Here is a 21,105-nt window from a genome sequence, read left to right as displayed (position 1 = left end):
ACAAAAATGACACAACAAGTAGTAAATGTAATTGGTGCAGGTTTAGCCGGTTCAGAAGCAGCTTGGCAAATTGCGAAGCGCGGTGTGAACGTACGTTTATATGAAATGCGCCCAGTAAAGCAAACACCAGCACATCATACAGATAAATTCGCTGAGCTAGTATGCTCAAACTCTTTACGTGCAAACGGACTGACAAATGCTGTTGGTGTAATTAAAGAAGAAATGCGTAAATTGGACTCTGTTATTATTGCAGCTGCAGACAATAGCTCTGTACCTGCAGGCGGTGCTTTAGCAGTAGACCGTCATGAATTTGCTGGTATCGTAACAGAAAAAGTGAAAAACCACCCATTAATCGAGGTAATCAATGAAGAGGTAACTGAAATTCCGGAAGGCATTACAGTAATCGCAACAGGTCCATTAACTTCTGAAGCGTTGGCAAAACAAATTCAGGGCCTTACAGGAGAAGACTATTTGTACTTCTATGATGCGGCAGCGCCGATCATTGAAAAAGATTCAATCAATATGGATAAAGTATACTTGAAATCACGTTATGACAAAGGTGAAGCGGCATACTTGAACTGTCCGATGACAAAAGAAGAATTCAATGCTTTCCGTGAAGCACTTATAACAGCGGAATGTGCACCTTTAAAAGAATTCGAAAAAGAAAAGTATTTCGAAGGGTGTATGCCAATTGAAGTAATGGCAGCACGCGGCGAAAAGACAATGACATTTGGACCGATGAAGCCGGTTGGTCTGGAAGATCCGAAAACGGATAAACGTCCATATGCTGTTGTTCAGTTACGACAAGATGATGCAGCGGGAACACTTTATAATTTAGTAGGTTTCCAAACACATTTAAAATGGCCAGAACAAAAGCGTGTATTCTCGATGATTCCTGGTTTAGAGAACTTGGAAATTGTACGCTACGGCGTAATGCACCGTAATACATTTATCAATTCACCAAAAGTGCTGACACAGACATATCAGTTGAAAGCACGTCCGAACCTTTTCTTCGCAGGTCAAATGACAGGTGTTGAAGGTTATGTAGAATCAGCCGGAAGTGGTCTGATTGCTGGGATTAATGCAGCACGTATGGCTTTAGGTCAAGAATTGCTTTACTTCCCTCATGAAACAGCATTAGGTGCAATGGCTCGATACATTACACATACAGATGCGAAAAATTTCCAGCCGATGAACGTGAATTTCGGAATTTTCCCTGAACTTGGCGAGCGCGTCAAATCAAAGCCGGAGCGTGCTGAACGCCATGCTAACCGTGCATTAGAATCAATTCGGAATTTTATTAATAATCAGGCAATTTAATTGCGGAAAGCCCTTAAAGACTGTTATACTTTAGGGGCTTTTAATTTTGCGGTGATTATTGTTATAAATGGCTATAAAAATAAGTATTACTTGACATGATATTGCGAAATTTGTCGAATAATACAAAGAAGTTGAATAACTCCAGCAAATTTTACTTGAAAAGTATTCACAATAGGTATAGTGTCAATATGTGTGTTTTTTTAGTAGGAAAATAAACATATTTATTCATACAACATCATTTCTCTTTTGTAATAACAGGGGGTATACACGATGGATGAAAACTTGCAAAGTCAGCTTGACCAATTTATTCGCTACGTGCAACTAGAAAAAAACTTTTCCCTACATACTGTCCGCGAATATACTTCTGATTTAGAAGAATTTTTTGCATTTTTGCATGCTGAAGGTATACAAAAAATTACAGAAGTTGAGTATATCCATGCACGTCTATATGTAACAAAGCTTTATGATGAACAAAAAGCAAGGACTTCAATTTCCAGGAAAATCTCATCGATCCGTTCTTTTTTCCGTTTTTTAAATCGAGAACAGAATATTGATGATGCTCCGTTTCGTTCACTTTATCATCCGAAAAAGGAAGAGCGATTACCGAGCTTTTTTTATGAAGAAGAATTGAAGGAACTATTCGAGAAAAATGAAGGCGATGAGCCGATTCAAATTCGTAATATGGCACTGTTGGAACTTCTTTATGCGACTGGAATGCGTGTAAGCGAGTGTGTCAGTCTTGAACTGACAGATATCGATTTTCATTACAATATCGTCCGCGTAATGGGGAAAGGACGAAAAGAGCGGATTATTCCGTTCGGTCAATATGCGCATGATGCACTTATACGTTATATAGATCGAGTACGTCCGACATTAATGAAGAAGGAAAATCATCAGAAAGTTTTTGTCAATATGCGCGGTGGCGAACTTACTACCCGTGGTGTGCGTTATATATTAAGTGAGATGATTGAAAATGCCAGTATGCATACGAAAATTTATCCACATATGTTGCGACACACATTTGCTACGCATTTATTGAATAATGGGGCAGATATGCGTACAGTCCAGGAACTACTTGGGCACGCTAATTTATCTTCAACTCAAATTTATACTCATGTAACGAAGGAAGCTTTAAGAAAGACATATATGAATAGTCATCCGCGAGCATAGTTAAGGAGGAAATAAAGAATGGGTCAAATTCATGCGACAACGATTTTCGCTATTCACCACAACGGTGAATGTGCAATGGCCGGGGATGGTCAAGTAACATTGGGAAATGCAGTTGTAATGAAGCATACGGCACGTAAGGTCAGACGTCTGTTTAATGGGAAAGTACTGGCAGGTTTCGCAGGTTCTGTTGCGGATGCTTTTACATTATTCGAAATGTTTGAGGCAAAACTGAATGAATATAATGGTAACCTGCAAAGGGCTGCAGTAGAAGTAGCAAAGCAATGGCGTGGGGATAAAATGCTCCGTCAATTGGAAGCGATGCTGCTTGTAATGGATAAATCAACATTGCTTCTTGTCTCAGGGACAGGTGAAGTAATTGAGCCGGATGATGGCATTTTAGCAATTGGTTCAGGTGGGAACTATGCATTATCAGCTGGCAGAGCATTAAAAAAACATGCGGGCGATCGTTTATCGGCAAAAGAAATTGCAGAGGCTGCGCTGACGACCGCTGCGGATATTTGTGTGTTTACAAACCATAATATTATCTTGGAGGTATTATAATGACTTCGATCAATTTAACACCAAGACAAATTACGGAACAATTAAACCGTCATATTGTTGGTCAGGAAACAGCAAAACGTGCAGTTGCAGTTGCGCTGCGTAACCGGTACCGCCGCTCTTTATTAAGCGAAGAATTAAAAACAGAAGTAATTCCGAAAAATATTTTAATGATTGGACCTACTGGTGTAGGTAAAACAGAAATTGCACGCAGAATTGCAAAACTGACAAATGCTCCGTTTATTAAAGTGGAAGCGACAAAGTTCACGGAAGTTGGTTATGTTGGGCGTGATGTCGAGTCAATGGTGCGCGATTTGGTAGAAGCTTCTCGTCGCCTTGTGAAAGACGAAATGTTCGAAAGAGTAAAGGATCAGGCAGAGCGCAATGCAAATGATGTACTTGTTAAATTACTTGTACCTTCAAAAGTAAGAGAAAAGCTTACGCAAAATCCTTTTGAAATGCTATTCGGTCAAAAAGAGTCGTCTCAAGAAGAAACTGCTAACCAGGATGAACCGGAAATTCGTACACGACGCGCGCAAATTGCCCAAGATTTAAAAGACGGAAAATTAGAAGAGCAATGGGTAACAATAGAAGTAACCGAAAATACTCCATCTCTTTTTGATGCAATGCCAGGTATGAATATGGATAATGCAAACGGTATGCAAGATATGCTTTCTAATTTAATGCCGAAAAAGACGAAAAAGCGCAAAGTCCAAGTAAAGGATGCGCGTCGTTTATTAACGCAAGAAGAAGCAAATAAGCTGATCGATACAGATGCGTTGTCTAGTGAAGCAATTCAACGGGCAGAGCAGGCCGGCATTATTTTTATTGATGAAATCGATAAAATTGCAAGCAAAGGTTCTTCATCGGCAGAAGTTTCCCGCGAAGGCGTTCAGCGTGACATATTACCGATTGTGGAAGGATCCACAGTTACGACAAAATACGGCACTGTTAAAACTGACTATATGCTCTTTATTGCAGCAGGTGCTTTCCATATATCAAAACCGAGCGATCTTATTCCTGAATTGCAAGGGCGATTCCCGATTCGTGTTGAACTTGAAAAATTGACGAAGGATGATTTTGTTCGTATTTTGAAAGAACCAGATCAATCGTTAATATTGCAATATAAAGCATTGCTTGAAACAGAAGGTGTTACGCTGAACTTTACGGACGAAGCGATTGAACGCATAGCGGAAATTGCAACAGAAGTAAATCAGGAGACGGATAACATCGGTGCACGCCGACTGCACACAATTTTAGAACGATTGCTTGAGGAGCTTTCCTATGAAGCATCGGAAATTGCGCCGGCACATATCGACATTACACCGAACTATGTCGATCAAAAATTGGCGAATATAGTAAAAAACAAAGATTTATCGCAATTTATTCTTTAAGTACAAGTTGAATTAGTATCTTTAAATTGTAAAAACCTTTAGAATATTAAGTGAATTAAAACGTTCCGTAGGAGGAAACAGAAATGAATTTATTAACAAAAACACGAAAAATCAATGCAATGTTACAAGCATCTGCTGGTAAACCAGTTAACTTTAAAGAGATGGCTAATACTTTAGGTGATATTATCGAAAGTAACGTATTTATCGTAAGCCGTAAAGGTAAATTGCTTGGCATTTCAATTCACCAACAAATCGAGAATGAGCGTATTAAGAAAATGTTCGAAGAGCGCCAATTCCCTGAAGAATATACACAAAACTTATTCAATATTACAGAAACATCTTCAAACTTAGATGTTAACAATGAGCACACTGCATTCCCAGTGGAAAATAAAGACCTGTTTGCATCTGGTTTAACTACTATTGTACCGATTATCGGTGGCGGTGAGCGCTTAGGTACATTAATGTTAGCGCGTATTAGTGATCAGTTTGAAGATGATGATCTTATTTTAGCTGAATATGGTGCTACAGTAGTAGGTATGGAAATTTTACGTGAAAAATCTGAAGAGATTGAAGAAGAAGCACGTTCTAAAGCAGTAGTTCAAATGGCGATTAATTCATTATCTTATTCTGAGCTTGAAGCAATCGAGCATATCTTCGAAGAATTAGATGGCAATGAAGGTTTACTAGTTGCTTCGAAAATTGCTGACCGTGTTGGTATTACACGTTCGGTTATCGTAAACGCATTACGTAAACTGGAGTCTGCTGGTGTAATTGAATCACGTTCATTAGGTATGAAAGGAACATATATTAAAGTATTAAACGATAAGTTCCTGAACGCTTTAGCAGAAATTAAAATGAAATAAATCATATTCATGCACAGCAAGGAGGATTTTTCTCCTTGCTGTTTTTTTATTTTTTTTAAGGAAAGGAAGAAAATTGTCGAATAAAAATACTCTAAACGAGAAATTTTTTTAAATTAATTGTATAATTAGGTATATCGTCGTTGTCGACTAAAATAAATAAATATCTTTTATACCTAAATGGTGATAAAATTTGTATGACAAACGATTTGTTACAAAATTATGAAATGTAATTATATAAATACTAATACAAAGGGATTTAATGTATGATGTTTAAGGAAATAAATAGTATTTCAGTAAACTAAAAATTTTGAGGTTAAGATTTATATATTAAATTTCTGTTAGATAAAGTATATATATAGGTCTTAATAGTCTTATGAAATTTAATGTCGAAAAATATTTGGACTAATATATTGATAACTGTTAATTTTTACAAGTAAAAATAGCCCTTTTTGACTATTCGAAAGGGTCAAAAGTCGATAGACACTAAGGTTTAATCTAATTACAATTGTATTATTAAGTTTTTGTGCGCAAATTTTAGCGAAATATGAATGAGGTGAGAATTTTGGATTTATTTGGCGGGACAATAAGTAGCCTGGAAAAGGGACTTTCCTATGCAACTTTGAAAAATAAAGCAATTACACAAAACATAGCGAATGTTGATACACCGAATTATAAAACTAAAGAAGTTAGCTTCAAAGACGTATTAAATGATGCAAAGCAAGCAACGATTCCTGCGTATCGCACAGATGCGAGGCATTATGATTTTGAAATTAATATTGGGAGCAACGGTGTGTATTCGAATGAAAACTTCCGCAGCAGAGCAAATGGAAATGCTGTAAATATGGATGCTGAACAAGCAAAGCTGGCTGAAAATACAATTTATTATAATGCGCTTATAGATCGTGTCAGCAGTAAATTTTCAACATTGAATAATGTTGTAAAAGGAGGAAGATAGTAATGTCCATTTTTCATAGCATGAATACGACAGCTTCTGCATTAACGTCACAGCGATTACGAATGGATGTAATTTCCTCTAACATTGCCAATGTCGATACAACGCGAGCGAAGCAGGTAAATGGTGAATGGGAGCCATACCGAAAAAAATCTGTCACATTAAAAGAGCAGCAAGGTCAATTTTCCAACTTTTTAAATATGGCGATTGGAAAATCGGAAAAAGACGGTGTTGGTAACGGTGTTAAAGTAAGTTCTATTAAAGAAGATACAGAAACCCCTTTTAAATTAGTTTATGATCCATCACATCCCGATGCGAATGCAGAAGGATATGTTCAAATGTCGAATGTTGACGTATTAAAGGAAATGGTTGATCTCATTTCAGCAAGCCGCTCTTATGAAGCGAATATTACTGCTTTTAATGCAAACAAGAACATGTTAACAAAAGCATTAGAAATCGGGAAGGGATGATATTTAAATGGCGATTAATCCAATAACATTCATGTCCCCTGCACAATCTGTGAATGAAGTAAATGTTCAGAATCAACTGACTCCTGCAAATGCGCAACAGCAATTTGCAGACACATTAAAAGAAGCGATTGCAAGTGTCAATGAACATCAAAAAACATCAGATACAATGACACAAAAATTAATTAACGGTGGAGATGTTGATTTATTTGAAGTGATGATTGCTGCTCAAAAAGCAAGTGTTACTTTAAACACAACAATTGAAGTTCGTAATAAAGCTGTGGAAGCTTATCAAGAAATTATGCGTATGAGTGTGTAATGATTTGAAAAACGACTGAATAATTGTTGGGCATTCACTTTAAGCGGAGGATTCATAATGAATGAACGACTTACAAAAATTAAAAGCGACTCAACCGGTTTCTGGAAAAGTCGCACTAAAAACCAAAAAGGTGCATTAATCGGTGCGTTTGCTGCTGTCATTGCAATTGCAGCGGTAATTACGTATTTCTCAACGCGTACGACAATGGCTCCGTTATTTCCGGAAATGTCACAAGCTGAAGTAGGGAGAATTACGGAAGTGCTTACTTCCCAAGGTGTAAAATACGAAGTGGCAAACGGCGGGACAGTAATATTAGTGCCGGAAAATCAAGTACAGGACTTACAAGTGTCATTAGCAGCCCAGGGTTATCCTGATTCTGGGGAAATTGACACGTCTTTTTTTACTTCTAACGCAGGCTTTGGGATGACCGACAATGAATTTAACGTAATTAAGCAAGCGACGATCGAAACGGATCTGGCGAATTTAGTTCGTAAGTTTGAAGGAGTCAAAGATGCGAGTGTCATGATTACTTTACCTGAAGAAGGTGTCTTTCTTAAAGATGCCAAAGGTGAAGCACAGGCTGCAATTGTGTTGGATACAGCACCTGGACACAAATTCTCGGACGATCAAATTAAAGGATTATTTAATTTAGTATCGATGAGTATTCCGAATTTACCTAAAGAAAATATCACGATCATGAATCAGTATTCTGAGTATTATGATCTCGCTTCAGCGGAAAGCGGTGGCGGCGGAATCGATTCAGTTACTGGACAAATGGAAGTGAAGAAAACGATTGAGCGTGATTTGCAGCGCCAAGTGCAGCAAATGCTAGGTACGTTAATCGGTCAGGATAAAGTCGTAGTAAATGTATCGGCTGATATTGACTTTAAAAAAGAAAATCGCGAAGAAAATTTAATCCGACCTGTTGATGAGGAAAATATGGAGGGTATTGAAATAAGTGCCCAACGTATTACAGAAACATACACAGGCGGTGCTGCAGGAGCTGCAGAAGGTACTACTGAAGCCGGAAGTGTAACTGATAACTTTGTAGATTATGTAGAAGGAACAAACGGTGATGGCGATTATGAACGAGTAGAAGAGACGATTAACAATGATGTTAACCGTATCCGCCGTGAAATCCAGGAAAGTCCTTACAAAATTCGTAATTTAGGTATTCAAGTAATGGTAGATCCTCCAAATGCAGAAGAAGGGTTCGATCAAGGTGTTCGTACCGATATTGAACAAATTTTATCGACAATTGTCCGTACATCGATTGATCAAGAAGCTGCCGGTAACCTGACAGACGAAGATATTGCAAATCGTATTGTCGTGTCTGTACAGCAATTCCAAGGAAATGATACAGCGGAAGATCAGCCGCAATCGGTAATTCCTTGGTGGGTATGGGTAATTGGCGGTATATTAGTTGTTGCAATTATATTACTTGTCATTAATGTTCTTCGTGCACGCCGACGTAAGCAAGATGAAGAAGAGCTGGAAATTTTAGAACAGCAACAGCAGTTAATTGAAATAGAAGATATTTCCGAAGAAAAAGAAACTGAAGCGACTGTACGCCGTAAGCAATTAGAAAAAATGGCCAAAGATAAGCCGGAAGATTTTGCGAAATTATTGCGTAGCTGGATTGCTGAAGACTAATAGGAGGTTCCGCTGTGTCCAAGAAAGATAAAGATCTATCAGGAAAGCAAAAGGCTGCTTTACTGTTAATTTCTCTAGGACCGGAAGTTTCGGCTTCTGTATATAAGCATTTAAGTGAAGAGGAAATTGAACGTCTGACACTGGAAATTTCGAGTGTGAAAAGGGTGGAATCGACAGTCAAAGAAGAAATTATAGAAGAATTTCATCAGATTGCACTCGCGCAGGACTATATTACGCAAGGCGGTATAGGATATGCGAAGACGGTACTGGAGAAAGCATTAGGTGCTGAACAGGCACAGGCGATATTAAATCGTTTAACCTCTTCCTTACAAGTAAGACCATTTGATTTTGCTAGAAAAGCAGATCCGGCACAAATTTTCAACTTTATCCAAAATGAACATCCTCAAACAATTGCTCTTATTCTATCTTATTTAGAACCAGGGCAAGCAGGGGTTATTCTATCTTCGTTACCACAGGAAGTACAAGCGGATATTGCGAAGCGTATTGCAATTATGGAATCGACGTCTCCGGAAGTCATTAGCGAAATTGAGTCCGTATTAGAGCGAAAACTATCATCTACTGTGACACAGGATTACACAGAAACAGGCGGTGTAGATGCGGTCGTGGAAGTATTGAATGGTGTGGACCGACAAACTGAGAAAACGATTCTGGATGCACTTGAAATTCAAGATCCGGAACTAGCCGAAGAAATTAAAAAGCGCATGTTTGTGTTTGAAGATATCGTTACACTCGATAATCGTTCAATCCAGCGTGTTATTCGTGACTGTGAAAACGAAGACTTATTATTATCGATGAAAGTCTCTTCAGAAGAGGTAAAAGAAATTATTTTCCGCAATATGTCACAACGTATGGCGGATACATTCCGAGAAGAAATGGATATTATGGGTCCTGTGCGCTTACGTGATGTAGAAGAAGCGCAGTCTCGAATTGTAGCAGTTATCCGACGTTTAGAAGATGCAGGTGAAATTATTATCGCACGTGGCGGAGGAGATGATGTAATTGTCTAAAATCATCCGTTCAACAAATGCACAGCAACCCGAAGAGTCATCAGTTGTAGAAATTAAACTTCAAAATTTCTTCGAGCCGATTCATTATGGGAAAACGGACGATGAACGTACAGAGGAATTGTCACAACAAAAATCAATAGATATTGAAGCTGAACGTCAGCAAATGCGGGAACAGGCAATTTATGAAATCGAACAGCAAAAAGCCCAATTCGAGCAATATCGAACAGAGCAGCTTGCGGCAATTGAAGCGTTAAAGCAATCATGGGAAGAAGAAAAAATCATTCTTCAACAGGAAGCTTATGACGGTGGTTTTGCACAAGGGTATGAGGATGGCGTACAAAAGGCAAATGCAGCGATGCAGCAGTCATTACAAGCGGCAAATGAGACGATGTCAAATGCGGAGAAAAATGCAGCATCTTATATTGAGTCCCAGGAGGCAGTCCTTTTGGATCTTGCATTAACAGCTGCAGAACGCATCATTCATACAGCACTTGACCGTGACGATGAAATATTTGTCTCCATTGTACGACGTGGTTTAAAAGAAGCACGGGAAATGAAAGAAATTAAATTATATGTTTCACCGAAATATCATCCGATTGTGACAGAACAGTTAAAAGAATTAGCGGAAATGTTCCCGGTAAATGTTCCGTTTATGGTATTTGTCAATGAAGATTTACTAGATTCGGAAAGTTATATCGAGACAAATCATGGCCGCATCGTTGTTTCAATTGACGAACAATTGCAGGAGCTCCGCAGACAGTTATACGAACTAATCGAAAGTAAGGAATGATAAGGATGAAAATGGCTCAATTAGTTGAACAAATTCCTAATCTTAATACATTTAAAAAGTATGGTAGAGTGACGAGAGTTGTCGGCTTGATGATTGAGTCCCAAGGTCCTGAAAGTTCCATCGGGGACGTATGTAAAATCCATATCCAAACATCGAAAAACGGTCCGCAAGTTATGCTGGCAGAAGTCGTAGGGTTTAAAGATGAAATCGTGATTTTAATGCCATACTCTTCGTTGAAGGAAATTTCGATCGGCTGTCTTGTAGAGGGGACAGGTTCACCGCTGGAAGTGAAAGTTGGCCCTGAACTGATTGGGAAAGTACTTGACGCAATGGGCAACCCGTTTGATGGGCAACCATTGCCAAAAGGATTAACGACAGTCCCAACGGAAAAAGAGCCGCCAAATCCTTTAAATCGCCCGCCCATTAACGAACAGTTAGAGGTCGGAGTAAAGGCGATTGACGGAATGCTTACAGTTGGAAGTGGTCAGCGTGTCGGTATATTTGCAGGATCGGGCGTCGGTAAAAGTACATTGCTTGGTATGATTGCCCGAAACACGGAAGCGGATATTAATGTTATTGCTCTTGTAGGAGAACGTGGACGTGAAGTACGGGAGTTTATCGAACGGGATTTAGGTCCGGAAGGTTTACAACGGTCGGTTGTCGTAGCGGCTACTAGTGATCAGCCTGCATTAATGCGAATTAAAGCGGCATTTACCGCAACAGCCATTGCAGAATATTTCAGGGACCGCGGGAAGAACGTTATGTTAATGATGGATTCCGTAACACGTGTTGCGATGGCACAGCGTGAAATTGGACTGGCAATCGGTGAACCGCCTGCGACAAGAGGTTACACACCATCCGTTTTTGCAATATTACCAACATTGTTAGAACGGTCAGGTACGAATATAAATGGGACCATTACCGCATTTTATACAGTGCTTGTAGACGGTGACGATATGAACGAACCAATTGCAGATGCAGTACGGGGGATTTTGGACGGGCATATTGTACTGGACCGGAATCTTGCCAACAAAGGACAATATCCGGCGATTAATGTATTAAAAAGCGTAAGTCGTTTGATGAACCATATTGCACAGCCTGAGCATGTTCGTGCAGCAAGCCGTTTGCGGGAATTATACTACAGCTATTCAAAATCCGAGGACCTGATCAATATCGGGGCATATAAACGCGGGACATCGAAGGAAATTGATGAGGCGATTATGTATGAGCCGCTCATTACAGAATTTTTAAAGCAAGGATATAAAGATAAAATTTCGATCGAACAAACTGTCAATGAAATTATCGCTTTATCGAATGGTGGTGCCCGTTAATTATGAAATACAATTATCGTTTTGAAAAAATTCTTGTTGTTAAAGATCAGGAAAAAACGGAATCGGAACTGGCTTTTAAAGAATCGGTGCAAGTGTTTGAGGAAATTGCTACAAAGCTGTATGACCTGTTAAAGAAAAAAGAAGATTTAATCGAGTATCAGCAGGAACGGTTAAAAATTGGGTCTTCCATCGATGAAATCAACCATTATTCGAAATTTATCGATAGTATGGAAAAAACAATTGAGGATGCACAGCAAAAAGTAATGCAGGCGCGTGCAAAAATGAATTGGCATGAGCAAAAGTTATTGGAAAAAAGTTTGGAAGTACGTAAATATGAAAAAATGCGTGAAAGAGATCATGAAAGATTCATAGAAGATCAACTTCATATAGAAGCAATACAGCTGGATGAGCTTTCAACAATTGCGTATTACAAGAAGGAAATCAGGTGATTCCGTGGCAAAAAAAATAAAAAATACGATGGAACAAGTGGAAGAAATGGAATTGGAAAGCCAATCTCCAGGTTTTTTCAAAAAGTTTTTCTACCTATTTTTAATCCCGTTCATGTTTCTCATCGCAATTTTATTGATTATTACATCTATGACGGAATATAACGTGTTTAAAATGGCGGATGAGGCAATTGAAAAAATCCCGTTTATCAGCTCGGATGAAAAAGAGGAAGTAGTAGAAAATAGCTCATTAAATGAACAAAAGGTAGTGGAGCTGCAAGCGGAAATTCAGGAAAAGGAAGCGCAAATTTCTCAGCTGCAATCACAAATTGACGCATCAGCGACTGAAAAGGAAGAGCTTTTAATTGAGCAGGAACGATTGCTGTTTGAAATTGAAAAATTGCAGCGCAATCAGGAAGAGACGAAAAAAGAGTTCAAAGAAATTCTGTCTACTTTCGAAAAAATGTCTGCAAGAAAAGCAGCACCTATATTAGTTGAAATGAGTGACACGGAAAGCGTACGTATTATGTCGGAGATGAAACCCGATACATTATCAGCTATTTTCGCAAAAATGGCGCCGGCAGATGCTGCCCGCTATACAGAGCTTTTATCACAGCAATAGTCCTTGAATGGAGGGAGGTGTAGTAAATGAATATAGCAATGTTACAAACAGTAAAAATGCCGAAGCAAGATTTCCAGCCAAACACAGTAAAAACGCCAAAGCCAGATTCAAAAGCATTTGGAAGTGTGTACAATTCGATGATTTCTAAGTCGTCTGCTCCAACTGCTAAGCAAGCAGAATTATCAGAACCGCCGCTTGCTGAAAGTATTTCTGGAATTTTAGAAGAGGACTCACTGGAAAGTTTACTCGAACAATTAGGTGTGAAAATGGATGAGTCGGGGCTATTTGCACTAGTAGGTGAAGAAAGTACACCGGTTGCGCTAGACGAACTAATGACTTTAGATAACTTGACGGAACTTTTAGGAATGACAAAAGAAGAGTTGAGTCAAATTATTGAACAGTTGTTAGGGGACACAAAGCAGGAAATTACGGATGTTTGGTCTCTAATAGAGCAGGCACCGCATATTTTAAATGAAGTAATGGCAGCTGTACAGAAGCCTGAGCAAAACAATGTGCAACCAAAAGAATTGCAGCAAATTGTCCAGCTGTTAAAGTTAGCTCAACTAGCCGGAAGTAAAGTTGATACGGTCTATCAACAGGAAGTTCAATTAGCCAGTTTAAAAGATGCATTGCTGACATTGGCAAATGAAGCTCAGAAATTAGCAGGAACAGAGCAGAGTACTTCAAAAAATACGACTTTCCAACAAGTAATACAGCAAGGTCAACAGACGACTGTTAAAGTTGAAACGGATACACAAACAGCAGGTCATTTACAGCAGCAAGTGACACATACAAAAACAGTGACTGTTACATTACCCGCTGAAAAGCCGGCACAGTCGGATGCATTAATAAAAGAAATTCAAAACTTGATCAATCGCAGCCAGCTTTCAGGACAGCCAGGTAATATGAAATTATTCCTGAAACTGTTTCCGGAAAACCTCGGTCAAATACGAATTGAATTAGTTCAAAAAGATGGGGTAATGACTGCCCGATTATTGGCAACGACAGCAATGGGGAAAGAGTTACTGGAAAATAACATTAACCAGTTAAAAGCCGGTTTCGTCTCTCAAAATATTCAAATGGAACGAATCGATGTTGCACAGTCTTTACAGGATGCAGATCGGAATGCGCGTGATCAAAATTTCTTTAATAACTTCTTCCGTCAAAAAGATGGAGAAGAAAAACAGGACAATAACGAAGATACGCTAGAAGAAGAAAATATTTCGTTTAAAGATCTATTAAGTGAGGAGGTAGAGTAAGTGGCAAACACAATTTCAAATGATTATTTTTTACAGGCGAATAATGCGAATTTCAAAGTAACAGATAAACAAGATAACGGGGCGCTCGGAAAAGATGCGTTTTTAAAAATATTAATTACCCAATTGCAAAACCAGGATCCGACAAGCCCGATGGATGATAAGGAATTCATTTCACAAATGGCACAATTTTCTTCACTTGAGCAAATGCAAAATATGACAAAGGCGATGGAAAATTTACTTGAATCACAGAACCAATCACAGTTAATGAACTATTCAACATTTGTCGGCAAAGAAGTGAAATGGCATGAAATTACAGACAAAGTGGACGCGGACAACAAGCCGATCTACAACGAAGGAACAGGCGCTATTAAGGAATTAAAATTTGTTGATGGTGAGGCCGTGTTTGTACTGGCTGACGGCAAGGAAATTAAACCAGGCAATATTTCATCGATTCTTGGTAGTACGAGTGCAACAGAGCCGACAGTTCCAGCAGGAAATCCATTAGCAGAAGCGAGCCAGCTGATCGGACAGACGGTTCAATATACAAATGGTGACCAAGTCGTTGAGGCAATTATTGAAGCGATTAAAACAAATAATGTGAATATCGAATACATTTTAAATGATGGTTCTCGTTTAACGAAAGACCAATTTACAGTGAGTTCTCAAACAACCCAAAATGAAAATGTAACAGAATAAGAGGTGGGGCTGATGAACAGAGTCAATATTCAACATATCCCTTACCATCCACCGATAAAGCCGATGGTAAAGCAAAATACTGAGCAAGTTTCAAAGCAGTCCTTTATGGACCATTTAAAACAGGCGACCGGTGATGAATTAAAAATAAGCAAGCATGCTTCAGAACGGTTGAATGAACGAAATATTTCTATAACAGATCGTGAATGGCAGCAAATCTCCAAAAAAGTATTTGAGGCAAAAGATAAAGGTGTGAAGCAGCCGTTAGTCCTGTTAGATCAGGCAGCCTTAATTGTAAGTGCAAAAAATGCGACGGTTATTACGGCGTTGGATCGTAATGAAGCAAAACAGCAACTATTTACCAATATTGATGGAACAATTCTTATATAGGCCGGACCTTCAGAAGTAAGGAAGCCTACAGTCGTTGAATGATCGATACGACTGAACTAAAAAACAGATTTGAAAAACGAAGGGAGAACGACATTTCATGTTACGTTCAATGTATTCAGGTATTTCAGGTTTAAAAAACTTTCAGACAAAATTAGACGTGATTGGGAACAATATTTCAAATGTTAATACGTACGGCTACAAGAAAGAACGTACTATTTTTAAAGATTTAATTTCACAAACACAGGCAGGAGCATCTGCACCTTCAGCAACTCGCGGTGGTGTAAACACGATTCAGGTTGGATTAGGATCGCAACTTGCTGCTATCGATACTATTCACAATGCAGGGTCTATGCAAACGACTGGTCGTACTTTGGATTTAGCAATTTCAGGTGATGGATTCTTTATGGTTGCTGATGCAGTTGATTTTGAACAAGGCGATGCAGCAAATGGTGAACCTGCTACAGCAGGGGGATACACAAATACGCTCTATACTCGTGCAGGGAATTTCTATATGGACCGAAATGGCTTTTTAGTTAACGGAGACGGTAAATACTTGGTTGGTTTTGCAGCAGATGTAACTGCTTATGATGCAATAGATCCATTGGATGCTCCGGGTCCAGGATTTGAAGAGAATAAACCAGAAGTTGCCGGTGGTGCTAACTTGATTGATCCGGAAACTGGTGAATTGTTAGCTCAAGGGGACACTACTCCATCTCCAATTCGTATTCCGACTACAGCACAATCTATGAGTATATCTCAAGATGGGACAATTTCATTTGTCGATGCAGCTGGTGATCTTCAGTATGCTGGTACGATTGTACTTGCAAAATTTGCGAATGCTAGTGGTCTTGAAAAAACAGGGAGTAACTATTTCCAAACGACTCCAAACTCTGGAGCTATTTATGCCCAATTAGCTACACAAGATGGTATCGGTTCAATCAACTCGGGCTTCATGGAAATGTCCAACGTAGATCTTTCGGAAGAATTCACGGAGATGATTGTTGCGCAGCGCGGGTTCCAGGCGAACTCTCGTATTATTACTACGTCAGATGAAATTTTACAAGAGCTAGTTAACTTAAAACGATAGTTTAAATTTATTATAGAAGAGGGGGGCCGGGCCGGCTCTCAAGTGCAGGTCCGGCCCTATTTTAATGATTGAGGTGACTCGCCTTAATGGTAAAGCATTTACTTTAAATGCTTTATACATAGAAACAGTTGAAGCATTTCCGGACACCCAAATTACGCTGACAACTGGACGTAAATTCATTGTGTTAGAGACTGAAGAACAGGTACGGCAAAAAGTGAGGACATTTTATCAGAATGTCCAAGTTTTATCTAACCCGCACCTTAGAGGTGAAGAAGATGAAGAATAATAAACTATTAACAATTATGCTAATTATATTAGTGACGATTACATTATTCGGTGTTATTGTAGTTGTGTTATTGACACAGCTCGACAAAGAGAAGCCAGATGGTCCAACGATTGATGAAATCATCGAGTCATCGGTAGACATTCCTGAGATTACGACGAACTTGGCAGATGGAAGTTTTGTTCGAATTACATTAAAAATTCAGGCATCAGATAAAAAAGCTGGTGAAGAGTTGTTTAAACGAGACTTCCAAGTAAAAAATATCGTGATCCAAGAACTTTCTGAAATGGAAGAGAAAGCTTTAGAAGGCAAGCAAGGGAAAATTACATTCCAGGATGCAATTAAATCTCAAGTAAATGAGTTAATGCAAGAAGGGGAAGTTACGCAAGTGTATATTACTTCATACGTACTTCAGTAATCATCAGTACTACACAATTTTAATTTTTGAAATGGAGGTGGGCAAATGGCAGGAGATATAATGTCGCAATCCGAAATTGATGCGCTTTTATCGGCGATATCTACCGGAGAGATGTCTGCAGAAGACATAAAAAAAGAAGATGAAACACGAAAAGTTAAAGTATATGACTTTAAGCGGGCTCTGCGCTTCTCAAAAGACCAAATCCGAAGTTTGACCCGTATACATGAAAACTTTGCGCGACTGTTAACAACATTCTTTTCTGCACAGTTAAGAAGCTATGTTCAAATAACAGTTGCATCCGTGGACCAAATTCCGTTTGAAGAATTTGTTCGTTCTATCCCAAACATGACATTAATCAATGTATTTGAGGTCCCGCCTTTAGATGGCAATATTTTAATGGAAATCAACCCGAACATTGCCTATTCGATGCTCGATCGATTGATGGGCGGAGCAGGGGGAAGTCATAGCAATGTCGACAATTTAACTGAAATCGAAACGAAAATCATGACAAATTTATTTGAACGTTCTTTTGATAATTTACGTGAAGCATGGGAGAACGTTGCTGAAATCGATCCGATGCTTGTGGAATTGGAAGTAAACCCGCAGTTTTTACAAATGATTTCGCCAAATGAAACGGTTGTTGTCATTTCGTTTAATACAATTATCGGGGAAACGACAGGGATGATCAATATTTGTATTCCGCATGTTGTACTAGAGCCGATCGTTCCGAATTTATCTGTTCGCTATTGGATGCAGACAAATACGAAAGAAATTTCACCGGAGCAAACAAAAATGCTTGAAACACGTGTGAAACAAGCAAAATTACCGGTTATTGCAGAGTTAGGAACGGCAGACATCACAATTGAAGATTTCCTGACAATGGCTGTCGGTGATGTCATTCCGTTAAATCAAAAAATTGAAAATCCGTTAACACTGAAAGTCGGCAGTTTACCGAAATTTACCGTACAGCCAGGGAAATTGAATAATAAAATGGCTGTTCAAATTATCGACCCTTTGGAAGGAGGAGACGAAGATGAGTGATGAAATGCTCTCCCAAGAAGAAATTGAGGCTCTATTAAGGGGCGAAACGCTGGAGGATTTTTCTGCAAATACAGCAGATCCGGAAGAAGAAATTAAAGTTGAGGATCACTTAACTCCGATAGAAATTGATGCATTAGGTGAGGTAGGTAATATCTCATTCGGCAGTTCTGCTACTGCATTATCTTCATTACTAGGTCAAAAAGTAGATATTACAACACCTAGTATTTCAATGATTAATCGTAACCGTTTAGAACAGGAATTCCCGCATCCGTATGTTGCTGTACAAGTAGAGTATACAACTGGTCTTTCAGGAATGAATCTTCTCGTAATTAAACAATCGGATGCTGCAATTATTGCAGATCTAATGCTGGGTGGCGATGGAGTTAATCCAAGACCAGAATTAAGTGAAATTCAGTTAAGTGCTGTTCAAGAAGCGATGAATCAAATGATGGGCTCAGCTGCCACATCCATGTCAACAGTATTTAACCAAAAGGTTGATATTTCACCACCGACAATTGATTTACTGAATATTTCACAAGATGAGGGTACGGAAACGATCCCAACAGATGAATTATTAGTGAAAATTTCATTCCGATTGCGTATCGGTGAATTGATCGATTCGAATTTAATGCAATTACTACCTTTAAAGTTTAGTAAAAAGATAGTAAAGTCATTAATGGGAGAAACTGATGAACCTCTTACTGCAACAACAACAGTGGAGCCTACACCAGTTCAGCCGACACAACAGCAACCAACGCAGCAGGCACAACAACCGACTGCACAGCAACCTGTGTTTGAACAACCGGTTCAGCAGCCAGTTTATGAGCAGCCAGTACAACAGCCGGTCTATCAGCAGCCAATGCATGAGCAACCGATGCAGCAGCAAGCGTATCAGCAACAGCAACCTGTATATGAACAGCCAGTTTATCAGCAGCCTGCTTATACAGCACCACCGGCAAATGTACAGCAAGCTCAATTTGCAAGCTTCGAATCGCCAAATATTACACAGGCAGAAGCGCGCAATTTAAATATGCTGCTTGATATTCCATTGCAAGTAACAGTTGAGCTGGGACGTACTAAACGTTCAGTAAAAGAAATACTTGAACTATCAAGCGGATCGATTATTGAATTAGATAAGCTTGCAGGTGAACCTGTAGATATTTTAGTAAACAGTCGGTTAATTGCAAAAGGTGAAGTTGTAGTAATTGATGAGAACTTCGGTGTTCGCATCACAGATATTTTAAGTCAGGCAGATCGCTTGAACAATATTAGATAGTTTTAATTGGAGGAATTAGATTATGTCTAAAAGGATTTTAATTGTTGACGATGCAGCATTCATGCGCATGATGATCAAGGATATTTTAACGAAGAATGGTTTTGAAGTAGTAGGAGAAGCAGCTGACGGAATTCAAGCGGTTGAAAAGTACAATGAATTACGTCCGGATTTAGTAACAATGGATATTACAATGCCTGAAATGGATGGTATTGCAGCATTAAAAGAAATTAAAGGCACGGATCCGAGCGCGGTAGTTATTATGTGTTCAGCAATGGGCCAACAAGCTATGGTTATCGATGCGATTCAAGCAGGTGCAAAAGACTTTATCGTAAAGCCTTTCCAAGCTGATCGCGTAATCGAAGCGATTCAAAAAGCTTTAGGTTGATCTGATGAAAGCAAAAAAATCATTTCGATTTTGGATCGCTGTTGGAATTGTATTGATGACGGCATTATTTACACCAATCTCAAATGGAACTTTTGCGATGGTAAGTAACGTATACGAAAACTGTAATGAAAACCCTGAAGTATGTTCAGAAGAAAAAATTTCAGATGAGAGTACTCCGGATGCCGACGCAGAACAAACTGACTCGGCATCCGTTAGTATTGGATTTTGGGATTATCTTAAAGTTTTAATAGCACTTGTCTTCGTCATAGGGCTATTATTGTTCATTTTAAAGTATTTAAACAAGCGTAACTTCAACTATCAACAAAATGCCGTTATTAAAAATATCGGTGGCTTGTCTGTAGGACAGCAAAAGTCTGTACAATTATTACTAATTGGTAAACGAGTTTATGTAGTTGGTGTCGGCGATAACATTCAGCTTCTGAAGGAAATTGAATCCGAAGAAGAAATCGACCATTTACTAAATCAAATTGAAACTAAGCAGAGCATGGTGAATACTTCACCATATATAGCTCAATTAATTAATAAATTTTCACAAAAAAAGCGCCCTCAGGATATTTCGAAAAGCCCTAAATTCAATGATTTGTTCAATGAAAAAATCGGGAAAATCAAGCAGCAACGAAGTGACGAGCTTGAGCGGTGGAAAGAACAGGAGCGTGATGATCGATGAACGAAATTCTTTCCGTGTTTTCTGAAAGTGATCCGGGGAATGTATCCACGTCCGTTACGCTGTTATTCCTGTTAACTGTACTATCGTTAGCGCCGAGTCTATTAATATTAATGACTTCATTTGCGCGTATCGTCATTGTTCTGTCGTTTACTAGGACAGCCCTTGCCACGAACCAAATGCCTCCTAACCAGGTAATTATCGGGTTGGCATTGTTTTTAACATTCTTTATTATGGCTCCGACATTCCAGCAAGTAAACGAACAGGCATTACAGCCGCTCTTTGATGAAGAAATTAATTTGGAAGAGGCATATGAACGGGCGACGATTCCGTTCAAACAATTTATGTCTCAGCATACAAGGCAAAAAGATTTAGAACTTTTTATCGAATATAATCAGGCAGAGTATCCGGATTCCATAGAGGAAATTCCGATGACGCTGCTCGTACCCGCATTTGCGTTAAGTGAAATTAAGACAGCTTTTCAAATGGGCTTTATGATCTTCATTCCGTTTTTAGTTATTGATATGGTAGTCGCAAGTACACTGATGTCAATGGGGATGATGATGCTGCCTCCAGTAATGATTTCACTGCCATTTAAAATCTTATTATTTGTACTCGTCGATGGTTGGTATTTAGTGATGAAATCTTTACTTCAAAGTTTTTAGGGGATGATAT

Annotated in this window: 25 protein-coding genes; all 25 read left to right on the top strand. The window is 38.9% G+C overall.

Annotated elements, in window-relative coordinates; genetic code table 11:
• Positions 1-6: 6 nt before the first annotated feature.
• Entirely contained in the window at positions 7-1,320 is a 1,314-nt protein-coding gene (gene trmFO, locus M3166_RS09130; protein WP_251689354.1) for an FADH(2)-oxidizing methylenetetrahydrofolate--tRNA-(uracil(54)-C(5))-methyltransferase TrmFO, read from the top strand.
• 270 nt (positions 1,321-1,590) lie between these two features.
• Positions 1,591-2,490 (top strand): tyrosine recombinase XerC, encoded by a 900-nt coding sequence (gene xerC, locus M3166_RS09125; protein WP_251689352.1) that lies wholly within the window; start codon positions 1,591-1,593, stop codon positions 2,488-2,490.
• Between the two features lie 18 nt (positions 2,491-2,508).
• Positions 2,509-3,051: an ATP-dependent protease subunit HslV gene (gene hslV / locus M3166_RS09120; protein WP_251689350.1), complete on the top strand. Its 543-nt coding sequence runs from the start codon at positions 2,509-2,511 to the stop codon at positions 3,049-3,051.
• Positions 3,051-4,442: an ATP-dependent protease ATPase subunit HslU gene (hslU, locus tag M3166_RS09115; protein WP_251689348.1), complete on the top strand. Its 1,392-nt coding sequence runs from the start codon at positions 3,051-3,053 to the stop codon at positions 4,440-4,442. Before hslV ends, hslU begins: the two co-directional genes overlap by 1 nt.
• Before the next feature lie 83 nt (positions 4,443-4,525).
• On the top strand, positions 4,526-5,305 hold the full coding sequence (codY, locus tag M3166_RS09110) for a GTP-sensing pleiotropic transcriptional regulator CodY (protein WP_251689346.1): 780 nt from the start codon (positions 4,526-4,528) through the stop codon (positions 5,303-5,305).
• Positions 5,306-5,867: 562 nt separating this feature from the next.
• Positions 5,868-6,260, top strand: coding sequence for a flagellar basal body rod protein FlgB (gene flgB / locus M3166_RS09105; protein ID WP_251689344.1), 393 nt, complete (start codon positions 5,868-5,870; stop codon positions 6,258-6,260).
• A gap of 2 nt (positions 6,261-6,262) precedes the next feature.
• Positions 6,263-6,727, top strand: coding sequence for a flagellar basal body rod protein FlgC (gene flgC, locus M3166_RS09100; protein ID WP_251689342.1), 465 nt, complete (start codon positions 6,263-6,265; stop codon positions 6,725-6,727).
• 7 nt (positions 6,728-6,734) lie between these two features.
• A complete protein-coding gene (fliE, locus tag M3166_RS09095; RefSeq protein WP_079525200.1) occupies positions 6,735-7,043 on the top strand; it encodes a flagellar hook-basal body complex protein FliE in 309 nt (102 codons plus the stop codon).
• Between the two features lie 57 nt (positions 7,044-7,100).
• On the top strand, positions 7,101-8,696 hold the full coding sequence (gene fliF, locus M3166_RS09090; RefSeq protein ID WP_251689340.1) for a flagellar basal-body MS-ring/collar protein FliF: 1,596 nt from the start codon (positions 7,101-7,103) through the stop codon (positions 8,694-8,696).
• Between the two features lie 14 nt (positions 8,697-8,710).
• Positions 8,711-9,724 carry a flagellar motor switch protein FliG gene (fliG, locus tag M3166_RS09085; RefSeq protein WP_065216424.1) on the top strand — a complete coding sequence of 338 codons (1,014 nt, stop codon included), beginning with the start codon at positions 8,711-8,713 and terminating at the stop codon, positions 9,722-9,724.
• Positions 9,717-10,514 carry a flagellar assembly protein FliH gene (gene fliH / locus M3166_RS09080; RefSeq protein WP_251689338.1) on the top strand — a complete coding sequence of 266 codons (798 nt, stop codon included), beginning with the start codon at positions 9,717-9,719 and terminating at the stop codon, positions 10,512-10,514. Before fliG ends, fliH begins: the two co-directional genes overlap by 8 nt.
• Positions 10,515-10,519: 5 nt before the next feature.
• Positions 10,520-11,845 (top strand): flagellar protein export ATPase FliI, encoded by a 1,326-nt coding sequence (fliI, locus tag M3166_RS09075; RefSeq protein WP_251689336.1) that lies wholly within the window; start codon positions 10,520-10,522, stop codon positions 11,843-11,845.
• A gap of 2 nt (positions 11,846-11,847) precedes the next feature.
• Positions 11,848-12,294: a flagellar export protein FliJ gene (gene fliJ, locus M3166_RS09070; RefSeq protein ID WP_079528662.1), complete on the top strand. Its 447-nt coding sequence runs from the start codon at positions 11,848-11,850 to the stop codon at positions 12,292-12,294.
• A 4-nt stretch (positions 12,295-12,298) separates the two neighbouring features.
• Positions 12,299-12,913, top strand: a complete 615-nt coding sequence (locus M3166_RS09065; RefSeq protein ID WP_251689333.1) for a MotE family protein — start codon at positions 12,299-12,301, stop codon at positions 12,911-12,913.
• A gap of 26 nt (positions 12,914-12,939) precedes the next feature.
• Complete coding sequence (locus M3166_RS09060) at positions 12,940-14,172, top strand: flagellar hook-length control protein FliK (protein ID WP_251689331.1); 1,233 nt, start codon at positions 12,940-12,942, stop codon at positions 14,170-14,172.
• Positions 14,173-14,868, top strand: a complete 696-nt coding sequence (gene flgD, locus M3166_RS09055) for a flagellar hook assembly protein FlgD (protein ID WP_251689329.1) — start codon at positions 14,173-14,175, stop codon at positions 14,866-14,868. It begins immediately after the preceding gene.
• Positions 14,869-14,880: 12 nt separating this feature from the next.
• Positions 14,881-15,255, top strand: coding sequence for a TIGR02530 family flagellar biosynthesis protein (locus M3166_RS09050; protein WP_251689327.1), 375 nt, complete (start codon positions 14,881-14,883; stop codon positions 15,253-15,255).
• Between the two features lie 97 nt (positions 15,256-15,352).
• A complete protein-coding gene (locus M3166_RS09045) occupies positions 15,353-16,342 on the top strand; it encodes a flagellar hook-basal body complex protein (RefSeq protein WP_251689325.1) in 990 nt (329 codons plus the stop codon).
• A 64-nt stretch (positions 16,343-16,406) separates the two neighbouring features.
• Positions 16,407-16,628: a flagellar FlbD family protein gene (locus M3166_RS09040; protein ID WP_251689323.1), complete on the top strand. Its 222-nt coding sequence runs from the start codon at positions 16,407-16,409 to the stop codon at positions 16,626-16,628.
• Positions 16,618-17,043: a flagellar basal body-associated protein FliL gene (fliL, locus tag M3166_RS09035; RefSeq protein WP_251689321.1), complete on the top strand. Its 426-nt coding sequence runs from the start codon at positions 16,618-16,620 to the stop codon at positions 17,041-17,043. The genes M3166_RS09040 and fliL overlap by 11 nt, the downstream gene beginning before the upstream one ends.
• A 45-nt stretch (positions 17,044-17,088) precedes the next feature.
• On the top strand, positions 17,089-18,084 hold the full coding sequence (gene fliM, locus M3166_RS09030) for a flagellar motor switch protein FliM (protein WP_251689319.1): 996 nt from the start codon (positions 17,089-17,091) through the stop codon (positions 18,082-18,084).
• A complete protein-coding gene (fliY, locus tag M3166_RS09025) occupies positions 18,077-19,360 on the top strand; it encodes a flagellar motor switch phosphatase FliY (RefSeq protein WP_251689317.1) in 1,284 nt (427 codons plus the stop codon). Before fliM ends, fliY begins: the two co-directional genes overlap by 8 nt.
• A 22-nt stretch (positions 19,361-19,382) precedes the next feature.
• Complete coding sequence (locus M3166_RS09020; protein WP_008403273.1) at positions 19,383-19,745, top strand: response regulator; 363 nt, start codon at positions 19,383-19,385, stop codon at positions 19,743-19,745.
• 4 nt (positions 19,746-19,749) lie between these two features.
• Positions 19,750-20,433 (top strand): flagellar biosynthetic protein FliO, encoded by a 684-nt coding sequence (locus M3166_RS09015; RefSeq protein ID WP_251689314.1) that lies wholly within the window; start codon positions 19,750-19,752, stop codon positions 20,431-20,433.
• Positions 20,430-21,095 (top strand): flagellar type III secretion system pore protein FliP, encoded by a 666-nt coding sequence (gene fliP, locus M3166_RS09010; RefSeq protein ID WP_251689312.1) that lies wholly within the window; start codon positions 20,430-20,432, stop codon positions 21,093-21,095. The genes M3166_RS09015 and fliP overlap by 4 nt, the downstream gene beginning before the upstream one ends.
• Positions 21,096-21,105 lie beyond the last annotated feature (10 nt).

Source organism: Solibacillus isronensis, from assembly GCF_023715405.1.
Classification (GTDB): domain Bacteria; phylum Bacillota; class Bacilli; order Bacillales_A; family Planococcaceae; genus Solibacillus; species Solibacillus isronensis_B.
Note: the sequence above shows the minus strand (reverse complement) of the source record. Positions and strands in the feature narration are given on the sequence as shown.